Here is a 16,045-nt window from a genome sequence, read left to right on the forward strand (position 1 = left end):
GGGATGGCATGACGAATTGGAACCGCCCGGTGCGGATCCGCATGCCGGGTGGTGTGGGGGGTGACGGTTAGAGCCCGTCACCTACCCGATTGGCCTTTAGTTTCGTTATTTGCGTGGGACTTGCCCGACAATCTTTGAAGCTTCCAGATCCCCCCAATAGCGGCTATCCAAGGAGTTGGAGACATTGTCGCCCAAAACAAAGTAGCCGTCGGTATCAATCTTGTGGGGAAACGTGACTGGCCTGAAACCACCAAGTGCCATGTTCTCAGTTTTGGGGGGGAGATAGGCACCGATATTCAAGTGTGGGGGGACGGCTTCTTCCTTCCCGTTAATTATGATCGATCCAGCTCGGATCTCCAAGGTCTCTCCCGGCAATCCAACCACACGTCCAAGCCAATGTCCGTCATTCGAAATTGGTGACTCAAATAGAATCACGTCCCAACGATCCGGTTTCGATCGTTCGTATGCGGCCAAGTCCACTGAGACGGTCTCGCCGCGTTTAATCGTCGGATCCATGTTAGAGGAACTTTGTCGCATGGTCTCTTTGCTGCACGCAGACAAAGCCACAACAGCCGCGATTGATATGGCTGAAAAAGGTTTCAAGGAGAGCATTTCGTTTTTGGCCAACAGTATTTATTAACCCGGTGAGCATATCGGCGAGATCCGATATGCCAACGGCTGTTTTACAGGGAGGCTGGGTCGCAAGGGGGTGGCTGTCAACGAGATCCGCGGTTCTTTCCACCTGTCTTGACGGTGAAAGCTTTTAAGTCTCTGAGGATCATCCGCAAAGGTGAGAGAACCTGTTACGCCTGCTTTCAAGTTCCAAAAGATCAGGAGAACTTCAGGAATGGAACGAGGAGAAATGACCTAGCGGAACCTCGCGGCAGCCCCCCCTCACCGCTCCCGCCAGAGGCACTCCTTCACCCCGCAGCCCTTCGACATGCGGTCGATGTCCCCTTGGAGCCGCTCGATGATCCGGACCTGCGCCGCCAGACGGGCATTCAGGGACGAGTAAATGATCCCCGCCAGGGTGGCGATGATGGCGCCGAGCCCACCGATGCAGGACGGGATCCAGCCGATGGGGATGGAGACGAGCTCGTTCATGCCGTGCCAGTGAGGAGAACCTTAGCAATAGCCTCGCAGGCGCGGCGCCGCAGGTCCGCATCGCGCAGCTTCGCCCGGTCCCCGTCGTGGTCGATGAACCCCAGCTCGATCAAGAAGCACGGCTGGAACGCCATGATCGCCAGCCGGGCGTGCTGGCTGTCGCTTTCCGTCTTCGCCCCAGGGGACCGGGTGCCGAGAGCTTCGACCGCGGCCTCGTTGAGGGTGCTCGCCATCGCCCGGTTCTCCGCCCCGCGGTAGCAGGTCGCTGCAGCGGGCGGGATGTGGGCTGCTGGATCGCAAGCCAAAGTCCGCCGCTTCCGCGATGGAATCCCCGCATCACGGCCGGACCTCCGCGTTTCAGAACGCTGCCTTACCCGGTCACGGCGAAAAGGAGGCGTTGGCGGCCGTGCATCAAGCGTGTCCCGGCGGTAACTCCGCGTGTGAAGCCGGGACCGGGGCGTTTCCCCCCGCAACCGGATCGTCCCAAGTCATCAGCAAGGCGTGTCACGCCGTGATCGGGGCGTTCTCCGGTACGACCGGGGCGTCCTCCGCCCGGACTGGAGGATGAAACCGCTAGACCGGGGACCCAGGAACGGCCCCGGACGGCTGGAAAGGAACGTTGAACCACCGATGAACGGAATGGACGCGGATCCATCGAAATCGGACCAGGATGGATGGGATGGATAGGATCTTTGGATTGAAATCTTCACCCCCACTCATCCCCGTAGATCATCTGCGTTCATCCCGTCCATCTGTGGTTCATCCGCCCATAATACACCACCCCGGATCCGGAACATCATCCGATCCATCCCATCCATCCCGGTCCAAAAAATCAAAATCACATCCCCGACCCAACCTACGCGATCACGTAATAACAAATATCTATTCAACCCGACCGAACATAGGTATTTACACAACATGCCGAATCCCGGAGTGAATTCGCACACCGCACGGCAAACACAACACGAAATAAAAACATGAACGAGACACCACGACTGAGAGTCCTCCTCGACTTCACGAGGGGCACCGACGCCCTGCTGGACTCCACCACGGAAGACGTGCTGGACAACCTGTACGGGAACGCCGCCTTCCCCACCCCGCCGGTGGTGGAAGCGGACCTGACCGCGGCCCTGGACCTTTTCCGCGAACGGAAGGCGGCCATGGCCCAGGGCGGCACCGCCGCCACCGCCGCGAAGAACGAGCAGAAGCGCGTGCTGGCCGGGCTGATGCGCACGCTGGCGCTCTACGTGCAGGAAACGAGCGTCGACGTGCTCTCCACCCTGCTGTCCAGCGGCTTCCGGGCAGCCAGCACCAACCGCGCCCAATCGCCCCTGAGCACCCCGGAAATCCGCCGGATCCGCATCGACGGCCCCGGCCAGCGGATCGTGGATGTGTCGGTGGTGGACATGGCGAAGTGCTATGAGGTCAACATCGCGCTGCTCGACGCGGCCGGCACCCCGGGGCCCTACACCACCGCCGGCCTCTTCACCCGGGCCCGTGGGATCCGCTTGTCGAACCTGACCCCGGGCCAGGGCTACCTGATCCAGGCCCGCGCCATCGGCGGCTCGACCGGCTATTCGAACTGGAGTGACGCCGTGGCCAGCCTGCCGATGTGAGGACCGCGGGAGAGATAGAGGAAACACCGATCGAACGGCGCGGACGACTCACCCCGTCCGCGCCGTTTGAGAGGGAATGATTGATTGATTATTGTTGATTGGGGATCGAATATTTGTGGTGGGTTGCAGTTGTTGTCGCATCATCAATCCTCCTCGTTCTCGTTCTCGTCCTCGAAGCTTCCCGGAATGAGATGAAAGACATCCAACCACAGATGAACGGGATGAACACAGATCGGTAGAAACGGGACCAGGATGGATGGGATGGATGAGATGAGAAGCGGGTTGCTTTGAATTTCCATCCATCTGCGTTCATCCCGTTTATCTGCGGTTTTCATCCGCCAAGCACCGCCATCCTATCCATCCCATCCATCCTGGTCCGGATCCGATGATCGGCGGTTGTTTCCCGGGAGCGCGGAATTCATTCCGCCCCGCTGGCCCGGCACCCTTCCATCCAAGCGGGATGAATCCCGCGCTCCCTCGGGCGTTCTCGCGGCACGCGAGCGCGGGTTTTTTGCGATCTCATCATCGTTCCTCCTCGTCCTCGTTCTCGTTCTCGAAATGGCCGGACCGGAGAAGTTCGAGGACGAGGGACGAGCAGGAGTAGGAGGACGAGGGGCGCGGCCCGCTACCACGGCAGGCGATCGTCCATCAGCGAGCGGAGCTGGGACTCCGAGATTGCACCGGTCACGGTTCCGATGGAGCGGATTGAACCGCTTCGGGTGGAGCCACGGCAGGAGCGCTCCGTCCGGCGAGCTCGGCTTCGGCGGCATCCAGGGACGCCTCATACTTGCTGACGATCCGAGCGAATGCCCCGTCATACTTGCAGGTCAAGATCGCATGCTGGATCAGCCGGTAGGCCACGATCCCGAATCCAATGATGCTCCAGGTGGGATCTTCACCCCAAAGTCCGCCGATCAGAAACATACCGCCGCCAATGACAATCGGCGCCACGTCGAAGATCCAAGCCCCACGGGATGAACTTTGCGCCGAGTCACGAAAGTAGGCGATCAAGTAAGACTCTCTCGGATCAAAGTCAGGGCGCATGGTCTCAGTGATTTCTACCGTCCGGGAAGGCTGCAACGATCGCAGCGACATTACAGATCGACCCTCCCACTCAAACGAGTCGTGACACCGGGGGCAAGCACGCATCAGGATCCGGGTCGAGGCCCGCACCGGCTTCGTATGGCGGCCGGTCGCGACCGGGAAGCCCCTTCGAGGCGCCGCCATCGATTCTCCTCGTTCTCGTTCTCCTGCTCGTCCTCGTTATCGAAATTGCCGATCATTCAGCGAAAGCAATCCAAACACAGATGAACGGGATGAACGCAGATTGGTAGAAATGGGACCAGGATGGATGGGATGGATAGGATAAGTGGCTGGTTGATTTGAAAGCCGCATTGGTTTTCATCCATCTGCGTTCATCCCGTTTATCTGCGGTTTTCATCCGCCAACTATCCATCCCATCCATCCTGGTCCGGATCCGATGATCTGCGGTTGTTTTCCGGGAGCGCGGAATTCATTCCGCCCCGCTGGCCCGGCACCCTACCATCCAAGCGGGATGAATCCCGCGCTCCCTCGGGCGATCTCGCGACCCGCAAGCGCGGACATTTGCGATCGCATCATCGTTCCTCCTCGTCCTCGTCCTCGTCCTCGTTCTCGGAACCGCCGGACCGGAGAAGTTCGAGGACGAGGGACGAGCAGGAGGAGGAGGACGAGGGGTGTGCCCCGCTACCACGGCAGGCGATCGTCCATCAGCGAGCGGACCTGCGACTCCGACAGCGCGCCGCCAAAGATGTAAACCTCGTCCATCCCGCCGCGGAAAAATCCGCCGTGAACATGGTTGGGCTGGCTGACGACGTAGGTGATGTTGCGGCCCAGCCAAACCCCGTGGTCGGCCTGTTCGATGTCGGTCTCGACCGCCCCGAAAGTCCGGCTCGAAAGCGGATCGAGATGGCCGTCGATGTAGAGCAACACGTGCTTGCCGACGTTCGGGCTGGAGACCGGGTAGAGGACGACCGCGATGTGGTGCCATTCACCGTCCCGCAGGTCGCGGCTGCCGACGGCGGTGCCCCCGTCGGCGCCGACCCGCAAGCGCCCCACGGGGCCGTCCTCCGCGAGCGGGTTGACGGAGATCTGCCACACGCTGCCCGCGGTGCCGTCCTTGTAGCGGCCCCAGGAGATCATGCCGAAGGACTCCCGCGGGGCGAGGTCGGCGGGCACCTTGGCCCAGAAGCAAACGGTCCGCGGATTGCGGCCGCCGATCCCGCGGAACCCGCTTTCCATGAACGAGCCCTTGCCGTCGAAGGCCACCGCGCCGCCGATCCGGCCGTCGATCGGCTGCGGTGCGGCGCCCTGGTCCATGGTCATGGAAACGAAATCGAAGCTGCCACCCCCGAAGCCGCGGCTGGAGGCACGGGCGATGCCCCCGTCGACGAGGTCCATGGTCCAGTGCACCATCTCCGGCATCTCGGCGGTCAGCGGCGGCAAGCTCGAGTAGAAGGATCCCGGATCGGCGGGAATGTGCTCCTGTTCCCCGCCGCCGAAACGCAACGCGTCGTTCTTGCGCAGGTTGATCGGCGCCTGACTGCCGATGACCGTCTGGATCTCGCCGTCGAGGACGTGGGTCTCCACCATGCCGCTCGCGCCGTCGACCGAGATACCGAACTCGGTGCCGAGGTCGATGACCTTGCCGCCGGGAGTCTGGACCTGATAGCCGTGGCCTTGCGGGGTCACGCGCATCAACAGGCGGCCGCGCTCCAGCGAGGCATTCATCGGCCCCTGCCACGCGACTTCCGCCGGTCCCTCGATGACCATCTTGCCGCGACCGGCCATTTCCAGTTCCACCAGCCCGCTCCCCAGCGAAAGGCGGTCCCCCGCCTTGATCTTCATCCCTTCGTGAATCCCGGAGGCGGCGTCGATCGAACCCACGCGCACCACCGTTGCCACCGGTGCCGGACGCAACCACCAGAGACCCAGCGAAAGCATCACGACCGCGGCAGTCGCGGCCAGCATGACGAAGCTCCTGCGGCGGTCCCCGCGGCGGAGCTTGCCCTCGACGGCGGCCAGGAACTCGTCCTGGTCGGCCCGCTTGACGGCCGCCATGATGTTCTCCTGCCGCCGGGCCGCGGAGAATTCGTCCTCGCTCGCCACCGCCAGCAGGGCATCGACCAGCGTCTGCCCGCCGAGGCGCCCGAGCAGTGCCGGATCGCTTTCCAGCAAGCGCACCAGCTCGGCCTGCTCCTCGCCGGATAGCTCTCCTTCCAGCCAGCGCGCCAGCAATTCGTCGCCCGTCCTCATGATTCCGTGACCTCGAGTTTGCGTTGGATGCAGTCGGCCAGGGCCTCTCTCAGCCGGTGCAGTTGCATGGTGAGCGCGGAGTAGCCGCGGCCGCTGTCCGCGGCGATCTCCCGGACCGTGCGACCGGTGACATAGCGCTGGTTGAGTAGTTCGCGCGAGGGTCCGTCGATGCGGTCCATGCAGTCCTGCAAGGCCTCGAGCGCGCCGCATTCGTCGCCGTGGCCCAGGTAAAGGTCCGCGCCGCGGTCGATCAGCACCTGCAGCTCGTCGTTGCCGCCGACACATTGCTCGCGACGCTTGCGGATGAAATTGCGCAGGTGATTGACGGCGATCCCGCGCAGCCAAGCCTCGAAGCTCGCGTCGCGGCGGTAGGTGGACACCCGGCGGAAAGCGGTCACGAACACGTCCTGGGCGAGGTCATCGGCCGAGGACCAATCGCGGATCCGCGCATAGAGGAAACCCCGCACCCAGCCCTCGTTCATCCGGACCAGCTCCCCGAAGGCCTCCATCCATCCGGGCCCGCGCGCTTGCAACCGCTCCAGCAGGAGATCGGTCGCGCTTTCGGGGGCTTCGGGAGAGTTGTCCACGGCTTTCAATGTCCCGGGAGCGGCGGGATACCACATCTTTTTCGCACTTCTTTTTCCCGGGCAAATTCCTCCGGGTCAATGTGTTACTCCACGACATGGGAAACATGGACCGGTAGCCCATGAAACAAACCCTGAAATCCATCCTGATCCTCGCCCTCGGCGGATCGACCGCCGGCGCCACCACCGTGGTGGCGGACTTCAACGACCTGGTGCCCGGCGACCTCAACGGCCAGTTCGGCGGCACCGGCTTCGGCACCGATGCCTGGACCAACAACTCCGCCGGCACCGTCGAGCCCTTCATCGACGTGGTCGCCGGCGACCTGACCGCGCCTGCCGCGACGAACTACGCGCTGGTCCAGTCCGGGACACCGCAGAGCGCCCGCAACACCGACGGCACGACCAGTCTCCAGACCCGCGTCCTCGACACCCCGCTGACCGGCGGGACCATCTGGTTCTCCTTCCTCCTCAACCAGGCATCCGCCAGCCCGAACAGCACTTCGGGCAGTCGCGGCGGCATCTGTTTCAACCAGGCCACCACCGGCGGGGATCCCGGCAACCCGCGGGTGATGGCACTCGGCTCCCAGCTTACCGCCTGGCTGACGGGCAACAGCCAGATCACCATCAACAATGCCCTCACCGCGAACACCACCGCCCTGATCCTCGGCCGCATCCAGGTCAGCGACCCGGGCAACGAGACGCTGTCGCTGTGGGTGAACCCCGATGTGAATGCCCTCGGCGCACCGGCCGGAACGTTCGCCGGCGGCGACTGGGTCGGGGCCGGCGGCATCACCAGTGTCTCCGTCCAGAGCTACGGTGCCGGCAACGGTGGCATCGTCGATGCCGTCCGGATCAGCGACGACCCGGACGCTTACACGCAGGTGACCGGTTCGACCATTCCCGATCCGGTGCTGGCGGTGGACCCCGGCTCAACCGCCGCCGACTACGCCTTCGGCGCGGCCTACCCGGGCGGCACCACCCGCACCGTGACCTTCCGCAATGAGGGCCCGAACAACTCGCTGACCGTCCAGAACGTCACCCTCAGCGACGATGCCGGCGGCGTGTTCACCATCGACAACGTGATGCCGGCCGTCGGCAGCACACTGGCACCGGGCGAAACGATCAGCATCCGTCTCCTCGCGACCAGCGCGACCGGCGGCAACTTCACCGGCGAGCTGTCGATCGACACCAACCACGATACCCAGGACAAGCTGCTGCCGGTGACGGCAGCGGTGTTCGCCCCGGGTGCCAGGGTGAACCCGAACCCGACCTTCGACGGCGGCCTCGCCGGCTGGACCACCGCCGCCGCGGTGACGCCGGGCATCGCCCCCGCCTCCGCCCGGATGGCGCGCGTGCGCGGCAAGGGCGACAAGGGCCTGCCGCTCGACGAAACCGACTCCCTCGGGCAAGCCGCGGGCATCCCCGACGGCGCGGCCGATTGGGAACTCAGCTGCTTCTTCACGCCGATCCGCAGCGCCGATTTCGAAAGCTACACCGGCTCCGCCCCGGACGGTTCCTTCGGGGACCGGAGCTTCCAGCTGGCGATCTTCGAGGGCAACCATGCCCCTGCCGTCTCACTGGGCGACCCCGAGGCGATCAGCGCGCTGATCCAGCTCGCCTACTTCCCCGATGGCAACGGCAGCGATCCCGAGGGCTTTTACGGCTTCGACGGCGCGACCTGGGTGCACCTCGCCGGACTGCCGGCCATAGCAGGATCGATCGACACCAATGAGGACGGCCGCCTCGAAGCCGGCACCGACACCGTGAATGCGTATCGCCTGAACGTCCGGGGCAGCGGCTTCGGAAGTGGCTCCGCGAGCTACTCGGTCACGCTGTCCGGCGGCGAACTCGCGGCACCGGTCACGCAGTCGAGCCTCACCGGGTCCGCCGGCTCCCTGATCACCTCCGCCGGCCCGGGCTCGTTCACCTTCACCAGCAGCGATGTCAGCCTCACCAGCAATCCCGACAGCGGCTTCTGCACGCCCTTCTGGGTCGACGACGTCGCCTTCCACGCCACCGCACTGCCGGAACCGTCGATGACAATCCTGGGCAACCTCGTGATTGAAGGATTCAACGAAGCGACACCAAGCGGCACCCTGGTCGTGCGCAACGACGGGTTCAGCCAGGATCTGAACCTCACCGCCGCCACTTTCGGCAGCCCGGCGCTGTCGCTGGCTTCGCCCGCCCTGCCCTTGGCGGTCACCCCGGGAAGCACGGCGACGTTGGAAGTCCAGCTCGCCAGCGCCACCATCGCGCCGGACACGGCCTTGCTCTCCACCATGAGCCTCGCCAGCGACGACCCGTCGCAGCCGTCCACCCTGGTCCCGCTCACCGCGTCGTCCACCACCCCGGCCAACCTGATCCCCAACTGGAACTTCGAAACCCCGGGCACCGACAACATCGGTAATACCGACAACTTCGCCTTCTGGTCCGAGTTCGAACTGCGGACGCGCAACGTGCCGGGCATCCTCCCCGGCTCCGCCACCGCCGTCTACCTCGATGCCACCGGTGCCACCACCTTCACCCGGCAGACCCTGGCGAATCCGCCCGGCGACTTCGACTTCCAATGCGGCTTCGCCGTGCGGGCCACCGCTAACCGCGCCTTCAACCTGCTGCTCGCCGGGTCCGGCGGCGCGCAGATCAACCTGCGCTACGAAGGCAACGTCTGGTCGGCATTCAACGGCAGCGGCTGGCAAACACTGATCGACCAGACCGCCGCGCCGCTCACCGCCAGCGTCGACTCGAACTTCGACGGTGATTTCCTCGACGCCGGCGAATCGCTCACCGCCTACCGGCTCCACCTCACCGGCAGCGGCTGGGGCACCGCGACCCCGACCTACCAGATCGAGATCCTGGATGCCGCCGGAGCGCCGGTCGCCGCCGGCGCAGGACCGTTCAGCCACTTCCAAAACGGGCCGCCCACCCAGTCGGGTCTGGCCACGATCACCTTCACCAACCAGAGCGGCAACTGCCCCGGCTTCTGGGTCGATGACGTGCTGCTGGGTGCCGTGTCGGTGCCGGCCGACCTGCGGGTCACCGGTTTCACCGTGAACCACGCCACCGGCGAGGTCTCGATCACCTTCACCTCCGAAGCGGGCGTCAGCTATTCGATCACCGCCTCGGACGACCTGGGGCTCCTCGATGACTTCACGGAAGTCGCCACCGCCAGCGGCAACGCCGGCACCACCACGGCGACCTTCACCGACCCGGTGGCCGTCGGCAAGGCCACGCGCTTCTACCGGGTCGAAACTCCCTGATCCCGGCTCGCCCCTTCGTTCCTGCTTCCGGCCGCTCCCGGTTCACCGCGCGCCGGGAGCAGGAACCGTCGCCCGTCTTTCCTTCGGTCCGTTCCAGCCTTCGTCATGCTCCGATACCTCTCGTACTTCACCCTGACCCTCCCCGCCGCGGCTGCCCTGACCAACGGCGGTTTCGAGGCCACGCCTTTCCTTTCCGCCTGGAATGCCACCGGGGTGGTCGCCACGTCCGGCCTCAACGGCTCGGCCAACGCGGCGCGGCTTCCCTACAACACCACGGCCAAGCTCGGGCAAGCCTTCGCGGCCACGCCGGACTTCACCTTCGACGCCTACCTGGCGGTCGCGGGAGTGACGACGGACCCGAGCTTTCACCTCGTCCTCGACGGCAACGGCGGGCCCGCGGTCGACTTGCAGGGTGCCCTCGGCAACCAGCTCCAGCTGCTCCACAACGGCACGGTCACACCGCTTCAATCGATCGCGGATGGCAGCCCGTTCGGCTTCGGCACCAACCAGGTCATCCGCTTCCGCATCATCGGCCGGAATTTCGGCACCCCCGCGGCTAGTTACGACCTGGCCTGGTCGGAGCCCGGCTCCACCGCCCTGGTCCATGCCGCCACCGGCCTCACCAGCTTTGCATCGGCCGCCGCGGCAACCACCGGATCCGGCATCACGGGCGTCCGCTTCGATCGTCTCGGTGCCGCCGCCCACAGCTACTGGGTGGACGACATCTCGCTGACCGCAACTCCCGCCACGGCACCGGCCGCGGACTATACCCTGGTGCCGCCGCTTCCCGACAAGGTGGTCAACATCTCGGGCGTCTATCCCCACCTGGCGATGACCAACACCCATGCCGAATGCGGCATCGGCGCGGTGGTCCCGTGGGCCGGCAAGCTCTGGGCCATCACCTATGGCCCGCACATCGCCAACGGCGGCACCGACAAGCTCTACGAAATCGATCAGGACCTCAACCTGACCGTCCGCGCCGAATCGGTCGGCGGCACGCCCGCGAACCGCTTCATCCACGCCGCCACCAACCAGCTCAACATCGGCCCCTACTTCATCGACGCCGACCGCAACGTCCGCGTGCTGAAGACCGCCGGCACCAACAACGTCCTGCCCGGCCGTTTCACCGCCAGCGCCGCCCACCTGGACGATCCGAACCGGCTCTATCTCTTCACCATGGAAGACGGGCTCTACGACGTCGACGCCACCGACCTCAGCTACATCGTCCGCTACCCGGACGTCCAGGGCACCGGCGACGGCTTCCTTTCCGGCTACCACGGCAAGGGCGCCTACACCAGCCAGGGCCGGCTCGTCGTCGGCAACAATGGCGAGCCCAACCAAACGCTCCCTTCAGGCGTGCTTGCCACCTGGGACGGATCGCTCCGCGGTGCCGGCAATGCCAACCCGGACTACATGACGGCATGGAACGAGATCGAGCGCATCCAGACCTGCGAGGTCACCGGACCCGGCGGCATTCACGGCAATCCGGATCCCGCCACCGACCCGGTCTGGACCACCGGCTTCGACCCGAAATCGGTGGTCGTCCACACCCTGGAAAACCAGCAGTGGCACACCTGGCGGCTGCCGAAGGCTTCCTACACCCATGACGGCGCCCATGGCTGGCACACCGAGTGGCCGCGCATCCGCCAGCTCGACCCGGGCGATCCCGGAAGCCTCTACCTGATGCACATGCACGGCCAGTTCTTCGATTTCCCGAAGACCTTCTCCGCCGCCAACTTCGCCGGTCTGCGGCCGCTCTCCACCTACTACAAGATGCCGACCGACTACTGCTGGTTCGACGGCCGCATCGTGATGGGCCGGGACGACGCCTCGCAGTTCGACAATGCCTTCGCCCTGAAAGACCAGTCGAACCTCTGGTTCGGTGACATGGAGACGCTCGAGCACGCCTGGGGACCACCCACCGGGCACGGCGCGCTCTGGCTGAACCAGGCCGTCGGTGCCGGTGAAATCTCGGCCCCCTTCCTGATCGGCGGCTATCCGCAGGGCACCCTGCATTTGCGCAATCTCGGTGCCGCCGCGACGGAGGTCTCGATCGAGGTTTCCAACGGCACTCCCGAATGGAGTTTCGTCCGCAGCGTCACCCTCCCGGCCGGGGCCTACGTCCCCCATCCGGTCGGTGACCTCGCCGCGCCGTGGGTGCGGCTGGTGTCCTCCGCCGCGACGACCAACCTGACCGCCTTCTTCCACCTGTCGTCGCCCTATCCCCACACGACCCCGGCTTCCATCGCCGGCGATGAATTCGCTGCGCTCGCCGACATCCGCGACACCCGCTCGGTCTCCGACGGGATCATCCGGGTGATGAACCATCCCCGGCTCGAGCTCGAGTTCGCTTCGTCGCGCCTGTCAGCAAGCGGCGTCGCATCGAGCCACGGCTACCATCGGATCGGCGGGCCGATGCTGCTGGCTGACGCCGCCGACAGCACCGCGGAAGCCGCACTCCGCGGCAACGCTGCCCTCGCCCAGGAGTTCGGGTCCGACGCGGCCTCCGCCTGGGTCACGGAAGGCGGCGTGAAATTCCGGCTGCCGAAAACCGATCCGCTCTACGATGCCCCCTTCGCCGCCGGCTGGGCCCGCGGCATCCGCGAGGCGGTCACCGAGCGCGAACTGCTCAACTGCCACGGCACCTTCTACGAGGTCCCCCGCGACATCTCCGGCGGCATGCGCAAGATGCGGGCCCTCGTCACCCACGGCAAACGGATCACCGACTTCGCCTCCTGGCGCGGCCTGCTGGTTCTCACCGGCGTCCTCGACGACGCGCCGGCCTCCGACAAGCTGGTCAAGAACCCCGACGGCAGCGCCGCCCTCTGGCTGGGTGAAATCGACGACCTCTGGCGCATGGGCGAAGCCCGCGGCAGCGGCGGACCGTGGCAAGACACCGTCGTCGCAGCCGGCATCCCGTCGGATCCCTACCTGATGTACGGTTACGACCACAAGGAGCTCACCTTGACCGCGAGCGACGCGACCACCGTCACGGTGGAGGTCGACTTCCTCGCCGACGACAGCTGGTCGACCTACCAAACCTTCGACCTCGCCGCCGGTGAAACGGTCCATCACGTCTTTCCCACCGGTTTCCACGCCCACTGGGTCCGTGTGAAATCGAGTGCCGCCACCACCGCCACCGCGCGCTTCACCTACGGCCCCGCCGACCGCCGCGACGCCTTCCTCGACTGGGCCCGCGACCATGGACTGCCGACCGCCGCCGGCCGCCACGCCGTCATGGCCGCGAATCCCGATGGCGACCCCCTCGATAACCTGGCCGAATACCTCTTCGGCACCGATCCCGGCCACCCCGACGCCTGGCCGCTGGCCACCACCCGGAGCGGCGTCAGCGCCGTGCTGCGCGACCTCGACCCCGCCGACGGCATCCACTTCGATTTCACCACCTCCATCGATCTCGAGGACTGGACCGACGGCAGCGCCTCCGTCGCCGCGGATCCGGACCAAGCGGGCGTTCCCACCGAATTCACCCGCTACCGCTTCCCCTTCGATCCGGACCTCGATCCAAAACGGTTCGTTCGCATCGAGATCGGGCTTTGAGACATCTAACCTTTGGAGTGCGCCGGCAGAGGGAGCAAGCGACCGGCGACGGCGCTTTTTGAGGGGGAGATGAAACCCTGACGCCGGAAACCACGCCTTGCGATCGGAGTATCGGAACCCGCACGATCGGGTGGGATGTCAGTAGAAAGCGGCATTGCCCGGTCCTTCGAAAGCGGTGTCGCCGCTGCGCTTTGCCACCGCACTCCAAAGACGGGCCGCTTGACACCTACAACTCCCTCCGCTTTCCTCGCCGCCCTCACCTGACTCCACCAGTCATGCGCCTCCATCGTAACCCTACCTGAGCGGGCATTGCGGAACCCACATTCGGTTCCGCAAGGGCGCTCGCGTCCACTCGCAGGCCGCCCCCTACCGGCGGCCGGGATAGGGAAACTCGAAACAAGCCGCGGAACCCGCGTGCCCCGGTGGCACGGCACCGCGCAACGATGGAAATGCAACTTCACGAAGTGGAGGAGATCCGTGCCTGCCTGCCAACGGGCCGCACGCTCTTCACCTATGGCAAAGACTGGTACGCCGTCGAACTGCTCAAGCTCGCCCTCCGCGGCGAGACCGCGGTCACGGCGCTCAAGGCGTCGGCCTTCGGCCGGCTCTTCGACAAACAGCGGGTCCGCCAATGGTTCGGTGCCCTCGGCAAACCGTCGGTCACCCGCGCCGACCTCGACCTGCTGTGGCCGGACGAGACGGAGAACTACCGGCTCACCCTGGACAGCTTCGACGGCTGGACCCAGACCAGCCGCCGCGGCAAGCAGTCGTGGAACCTGGTGCTCCAGCTCAACCTCAACGGCGACGACGCCCGCCGGCTCGACAAGCACCTCGCCAACCGCGACCAGGACCCGTTCGAATGGACCTGCCACCCGATCCACCAGGGCCGCCACCGCACCCTGGCCTGGGCGCGGATCGATCTCGACTGGTCGACCGGCGAGGCGCTGATCGAGGAGATCCAGAACGACCGGCTGCGCGAGGTGAAGGACCTGCTCGACTACGCGCGCCGCAAGCAGTTGACCCGGGTCCGCAGCTGCGGGGTCGTGTTGCCGACCGCCTTCCTGGTCGACTACTGGGAACGCCGCCTCCGCTTGTCCCGCACGATGTGGGACGAGGCGATGGTCTGCGCCGCCATCCGGCTGATCGCCGGCGAGCTCGGCTTGCGCCGCATCTGGTTCCACACCCCGGAGAGCGGTCAATTCTACAAGGACATCGGCGGCTCCGGTCCACCGCGTTCGATCTACACCGACCTGCCGCGGAAGTTCTGCTTCCAGCGGACGGCCGAGATGCCGGCCTTCCTGCGCCGCCGTCACCGCAAGTCGAAGCCGATGGAGTTCCAGCTGCTGGAGTTATGATCGCTCAATCCCGGGATTGAAGTCGGCAGCCCTTTCGGCCAAGCTCACGGCATGGTCGAAAGGGCATCGTTCCCGCTCATCTGGTTCGGTGTGGCGGCGGCACTGACGGCAGCGGTTTCCTCCGCGGCCAGTCCGGAGCCACCCGCGAACCTCGAGACGGACGACATAGATGCCAATGTCCGCCGCAACAACGCCGGCGGTCCGGAGGAGAACTTCGACTTCCTCGAGGAGTTTGCCACGGCCCGCGAGCGGTGGCGGGAGGCGCTCGGCCTCGAGTATGCCGTCACCTTCCACAGTGTCGTCGCGGCGGCGCTGCTCGGTGACGGTGTGCCCACGGCCGCGGGCGGTGACCTGACCCTCCAGGGCATCTGGAAACCCTGGCACCGGTGGATGAAGGAACCGACCGAACTGCGCTTCCGCCTGCGCAGCCGCCATGCCTTCGGCGATGTCGCGCCGTCCGCGCTCCGCTCCGAACTCGGCACCCTGTGGGGCGTCACCGACGGCTTCAGCGACAGTGGCTTCGAGATCCCCGACTTCTATCTCCGCCACTTCTTTCCCGAACATGACCTCGAGTTCCGCTACGGCCAGATGACGATCGACTCGCAGTTCGACAAGCATGCGCTGCGCAGCTCCAAGCAGGCCTTCCTCAACCAGGCCTTCTCGGCGGATCCCGCCGTCGCCTTCCCGCGCTTCGGCGCCGGTTTCACGATCGCGAAGTCCTTCGAGAGCGGTCTCGAAGTGACCCTCGGCGCCTCGACCGTCCAGGGCACCCAATCGGGCGACCAGGTCGACTTCGACGTCAGTTCGGGGGACCTCTTCCAGGCCCTCCAGTTCGGCTACGATTTTTCCTGCCGTGACGACCGTACGTCGCGGCTCCAGCTGTTGCTCTGGCGAAGCGACGCCGTCGACTCGGCGGGCACCCCGGAAGGCGAAGGCGCCTCGCTTACCTTCGAGCAGGAACTCGACGGCCGCGACTTGCGCGGCTTCGCCCGCCTCGCCTGGTCAACCGGCGGCGCCGCCCCGGTCGAAACCCTGCTCTCGGGCGGGCTCGCCTGGAGCTGCCAGGAGAACGACCTGTTCGGCATCGCCGCCGGCATCGGCCGCGGTTCGGGACCCGGCAGCCCGGTTCAGATCGCCCTCGAGTCCTTTTACCGCTGGCAACCCGAGGACGGCATCCGCATCACGCCCGACGTCCAGCTCATCCTCGGTGATGACTTCAACGGCGGCCCCGGCATCCGCCTGATCGCCGGCATCCGTGCAGGCATCGAGTTCTAACC

At 65.6% G+C, this 16,045-nt stretch carries 11 protein-coding genes; 5 read left to right on the plus strand and 6 right to left on the minus strand.

Annotated elements, in window-relative coordinates; genetic code table 11:
• Positions 1-105 precede the first annotated feature (105 nt).
• The 3 genes from lepB to IG178_RS23750 form a co-directional block, all read right to left on the minus strand.
• Positions 106-612, minus strand: coding sequence for a signal peptidase I (gene lepB, locus IG178_RS23740; RefSeq protein WP_226895723.1), 507 nt, complete (start codon positions 610-612; stop codon positions 106-108).
• Positions 613-894: 282 nt separating this feature from the next.
• Positions 895-1,104, minus strand: coding sequence for a hypothetical protein (locus IG178_RS23745; protein WP_193215088.1), 210 nt, complete (start codon positions 1,102-1,104; stop codon positions 895-897).
• Positions 1,101-1,409, minus strand: a complete 309-nt coding sequence (locus tag IG178_RS23750) for an N-acetylmuramoyl-L-alanine amidase (RefSeq protein WP_193215089.1) — start codon at positions 1,407-1,409, stop codon at positions 1,101-1,103. The genes IG178_RS23745 and IG178_RS23750 overlap by 4 nt, the downstream gene beginning before the upstream one ends.
• A gap of 672 nt (positions 1,410-2,081) precedes the next feature.
• On the opposite strand from IG178_RS23750, the gene IG178_RS23755 reads away from it, so the two are divergent.
• Positions 2,082-2,720, plus strand: coding sequence for a hypothetical protein (locus IG178_RS23755; RefSeq protein ID WP_193215090.1), 639 nt, complete (start codon positions 2,082-2,084; stop codon positions 2,718-2,720).
• 684 nt (positions 2,721-3,404) lie between these two features.
• Here the strand turns inward: IG178_RS23755 and IG178_RS23760 are convergent.
• The 3 genes from IG178_RS23760 to IG178_RS23770 form a co-directional block, all read right to left on the minus strand.
• The gene (locus IG178_RS23760) at positions 3,405-3,764 is read right to left on the minus strand and encodes a hypothetical protein (RefSeq protein WP_193215091.1); all 360 of its coding nucleotides are present in this window, start codon (positions 3,762-3,764) and stop codon (positions 3,405-3,407) included.
• A 681-nt stretch (positions 3,765-4,445) separates the two neighbouring features.
• On the minus strand, positions 4,446-6,014 hold the full coding sequence (locus IG178_RS23765; protein ID WP_193215092.1) for a LamG-like jellyroll fold domain-containing protein: 1,569 nt from the start codon (positions 6,012-6,014) through the stop codon (positions 4,446-4,448).
• Positions 6,011-6,601, minus strand: a complete 591-nt coding sequence (locus tag IG178_RS23770; protein ID WP_193215093.1) for a sigma-70 family RNA polymerase sigma factor — start codon at positions 6,599-6,601, stop codon at positions 6,011-6,013. The genes IG178_RS23765 and IG178_RS23770 overlap by 4 nt, the downstream gene beginning before the upstream one ends.
• A 119-nt stretch (positions 6,602-6,720) precedes the next feature.
• On the opposite strand from IG178_RS23770, the gene IG178_RS23775 reads away from it, so the two are divergent.
• The 4 genes from IG178_RS23775 to IG178_RS23790 all read left to right on the plus strand — a co-directional run bounded on the left by IG178_RS23775 (position 6,721) and on the right by IG178_RS23790 (position 16,043).
• Positions 6,721-9,855, plus strand: coding sequence for a hypothetical protein (locus IG178_RS23775; protein WP_193215094.1), 3,135 nt, complete (start codon positions 6,721-6,723; stop codon positions 9,853-9,855).
• A gap of 105 nt (positions 9,856-9,960) precedes the next feature.
• Positions 9,961-13,413: a hypothetical protein gene (locus IG178_RS23780; RefSeq protein ID WP_193215095.1), complete on the plus strand. Its 3,453-nt coding sequence runs from the start codon at positions 9,961-9,963 to the stop codon at positions 13,411-13,413.
• Positions 13,414-13,862: 449 nt separating this feature from the next.
• Positions 13,863-14,768 carry a hypothetical protein gene (locus IG178_RS23785; RefSeq protein ID WP_193215096.1) on the plus strand — a complete coding sequence of 302 codons (906 nt, stop codon included), beginning with the start codon at positions 13,863-13,865 and terminating at the stop codon, positions 14,766-14,768.
• 51 nt (positions 14,769-14,819) lie between these two features.
• Complete coding sequence (locus tag IG178_RS23790) at positions 14,820-16,043, plus strand: carbohydrate porin (RefSeq protein WP_193215097.1); 1,224 nt, start codon at positions 14,820-14,822, stop codon at positions 16,041-16,043.
• The last annotated feature ends 2 nt before the right edge of the window (positions 16,044-16,045 follow it).

This window comes from Neoluteolibacter marinus (assembly GCF_014904755.1).
Lineage (GTDB): Bacteria > Verrucomicrobiota > Verrucomicrobiia > Verrucomicrobiales > Akkermansiaceae > Haloferula > Haloferula marina.

Excerpts from the sequence above, each read along its gene's own strand:
- IG178_RS23775 (WP_193215094.1), top strand. The coding sequence starts at position 6,721 with ATGAAACAAACCCTGAAATCCATCCTGATCCTCGCCCTCGGCGGATCG.
- lepB (WP_226895723.1), bottom strand. The coding sequence starts at position 612 with ATGCTCTCCTTGAAACCTTTTTCAGCCATATCAATCGCGGCTGTTGTG.
- IG178_RS23785 (WP_193215096.1), top strand. The coding sequence starts at position 13,863 with ATGCAACTTCACGAAGTGGAGGAGATCCGTGCCTGCCTGCCAACGGGC.
- IG178_RS23755 (WP_193215090.1), top strand. The coding sequence starts at position 2,082 with ATGAACGAGACACCACGACTGAGAGTCCTCCTCGACTTCACGAGGGGC.
- IG178_RS23790 (WP_193215097.1), top strand. The coding sequence starts at position 14,820 with ATGGTCGAAAGGGCATCGTTCCCGCTCATCTGGTTCGGTGTGGCGGCG.
- IG178_RS23780 (WP_193215095.1), top strand. The coding sequence starts at position 9,961 with ATGCTCCGATACCTCTCGTACTTCACCCTGACCCTCCCCGCCGCGGCT.
- IG178_RS23745 (WP_193215088.1), bottom strand. The coding sequence starts at position 1,104 with ATGAACGAGCTCGTCTCCATCCCCATCGGCTGGATCCCGTCCTGCATC.
- IG178_RS23760 (WP_193215091.1), bottom strand. The coding sequence starts at position 3,764 with ATGCGCCCTGACTTTGATCCGAGAGAGTCTTACTTGATCGCCTACTTT.
- IG178_RS23765 (WP_193215092.1), bottom strand. The coding sequence starts at position 6,014 with ATGAGGACGGGCGACGAATTGCTGGCGCGCTGGCTGGAAGGAGAGCTA.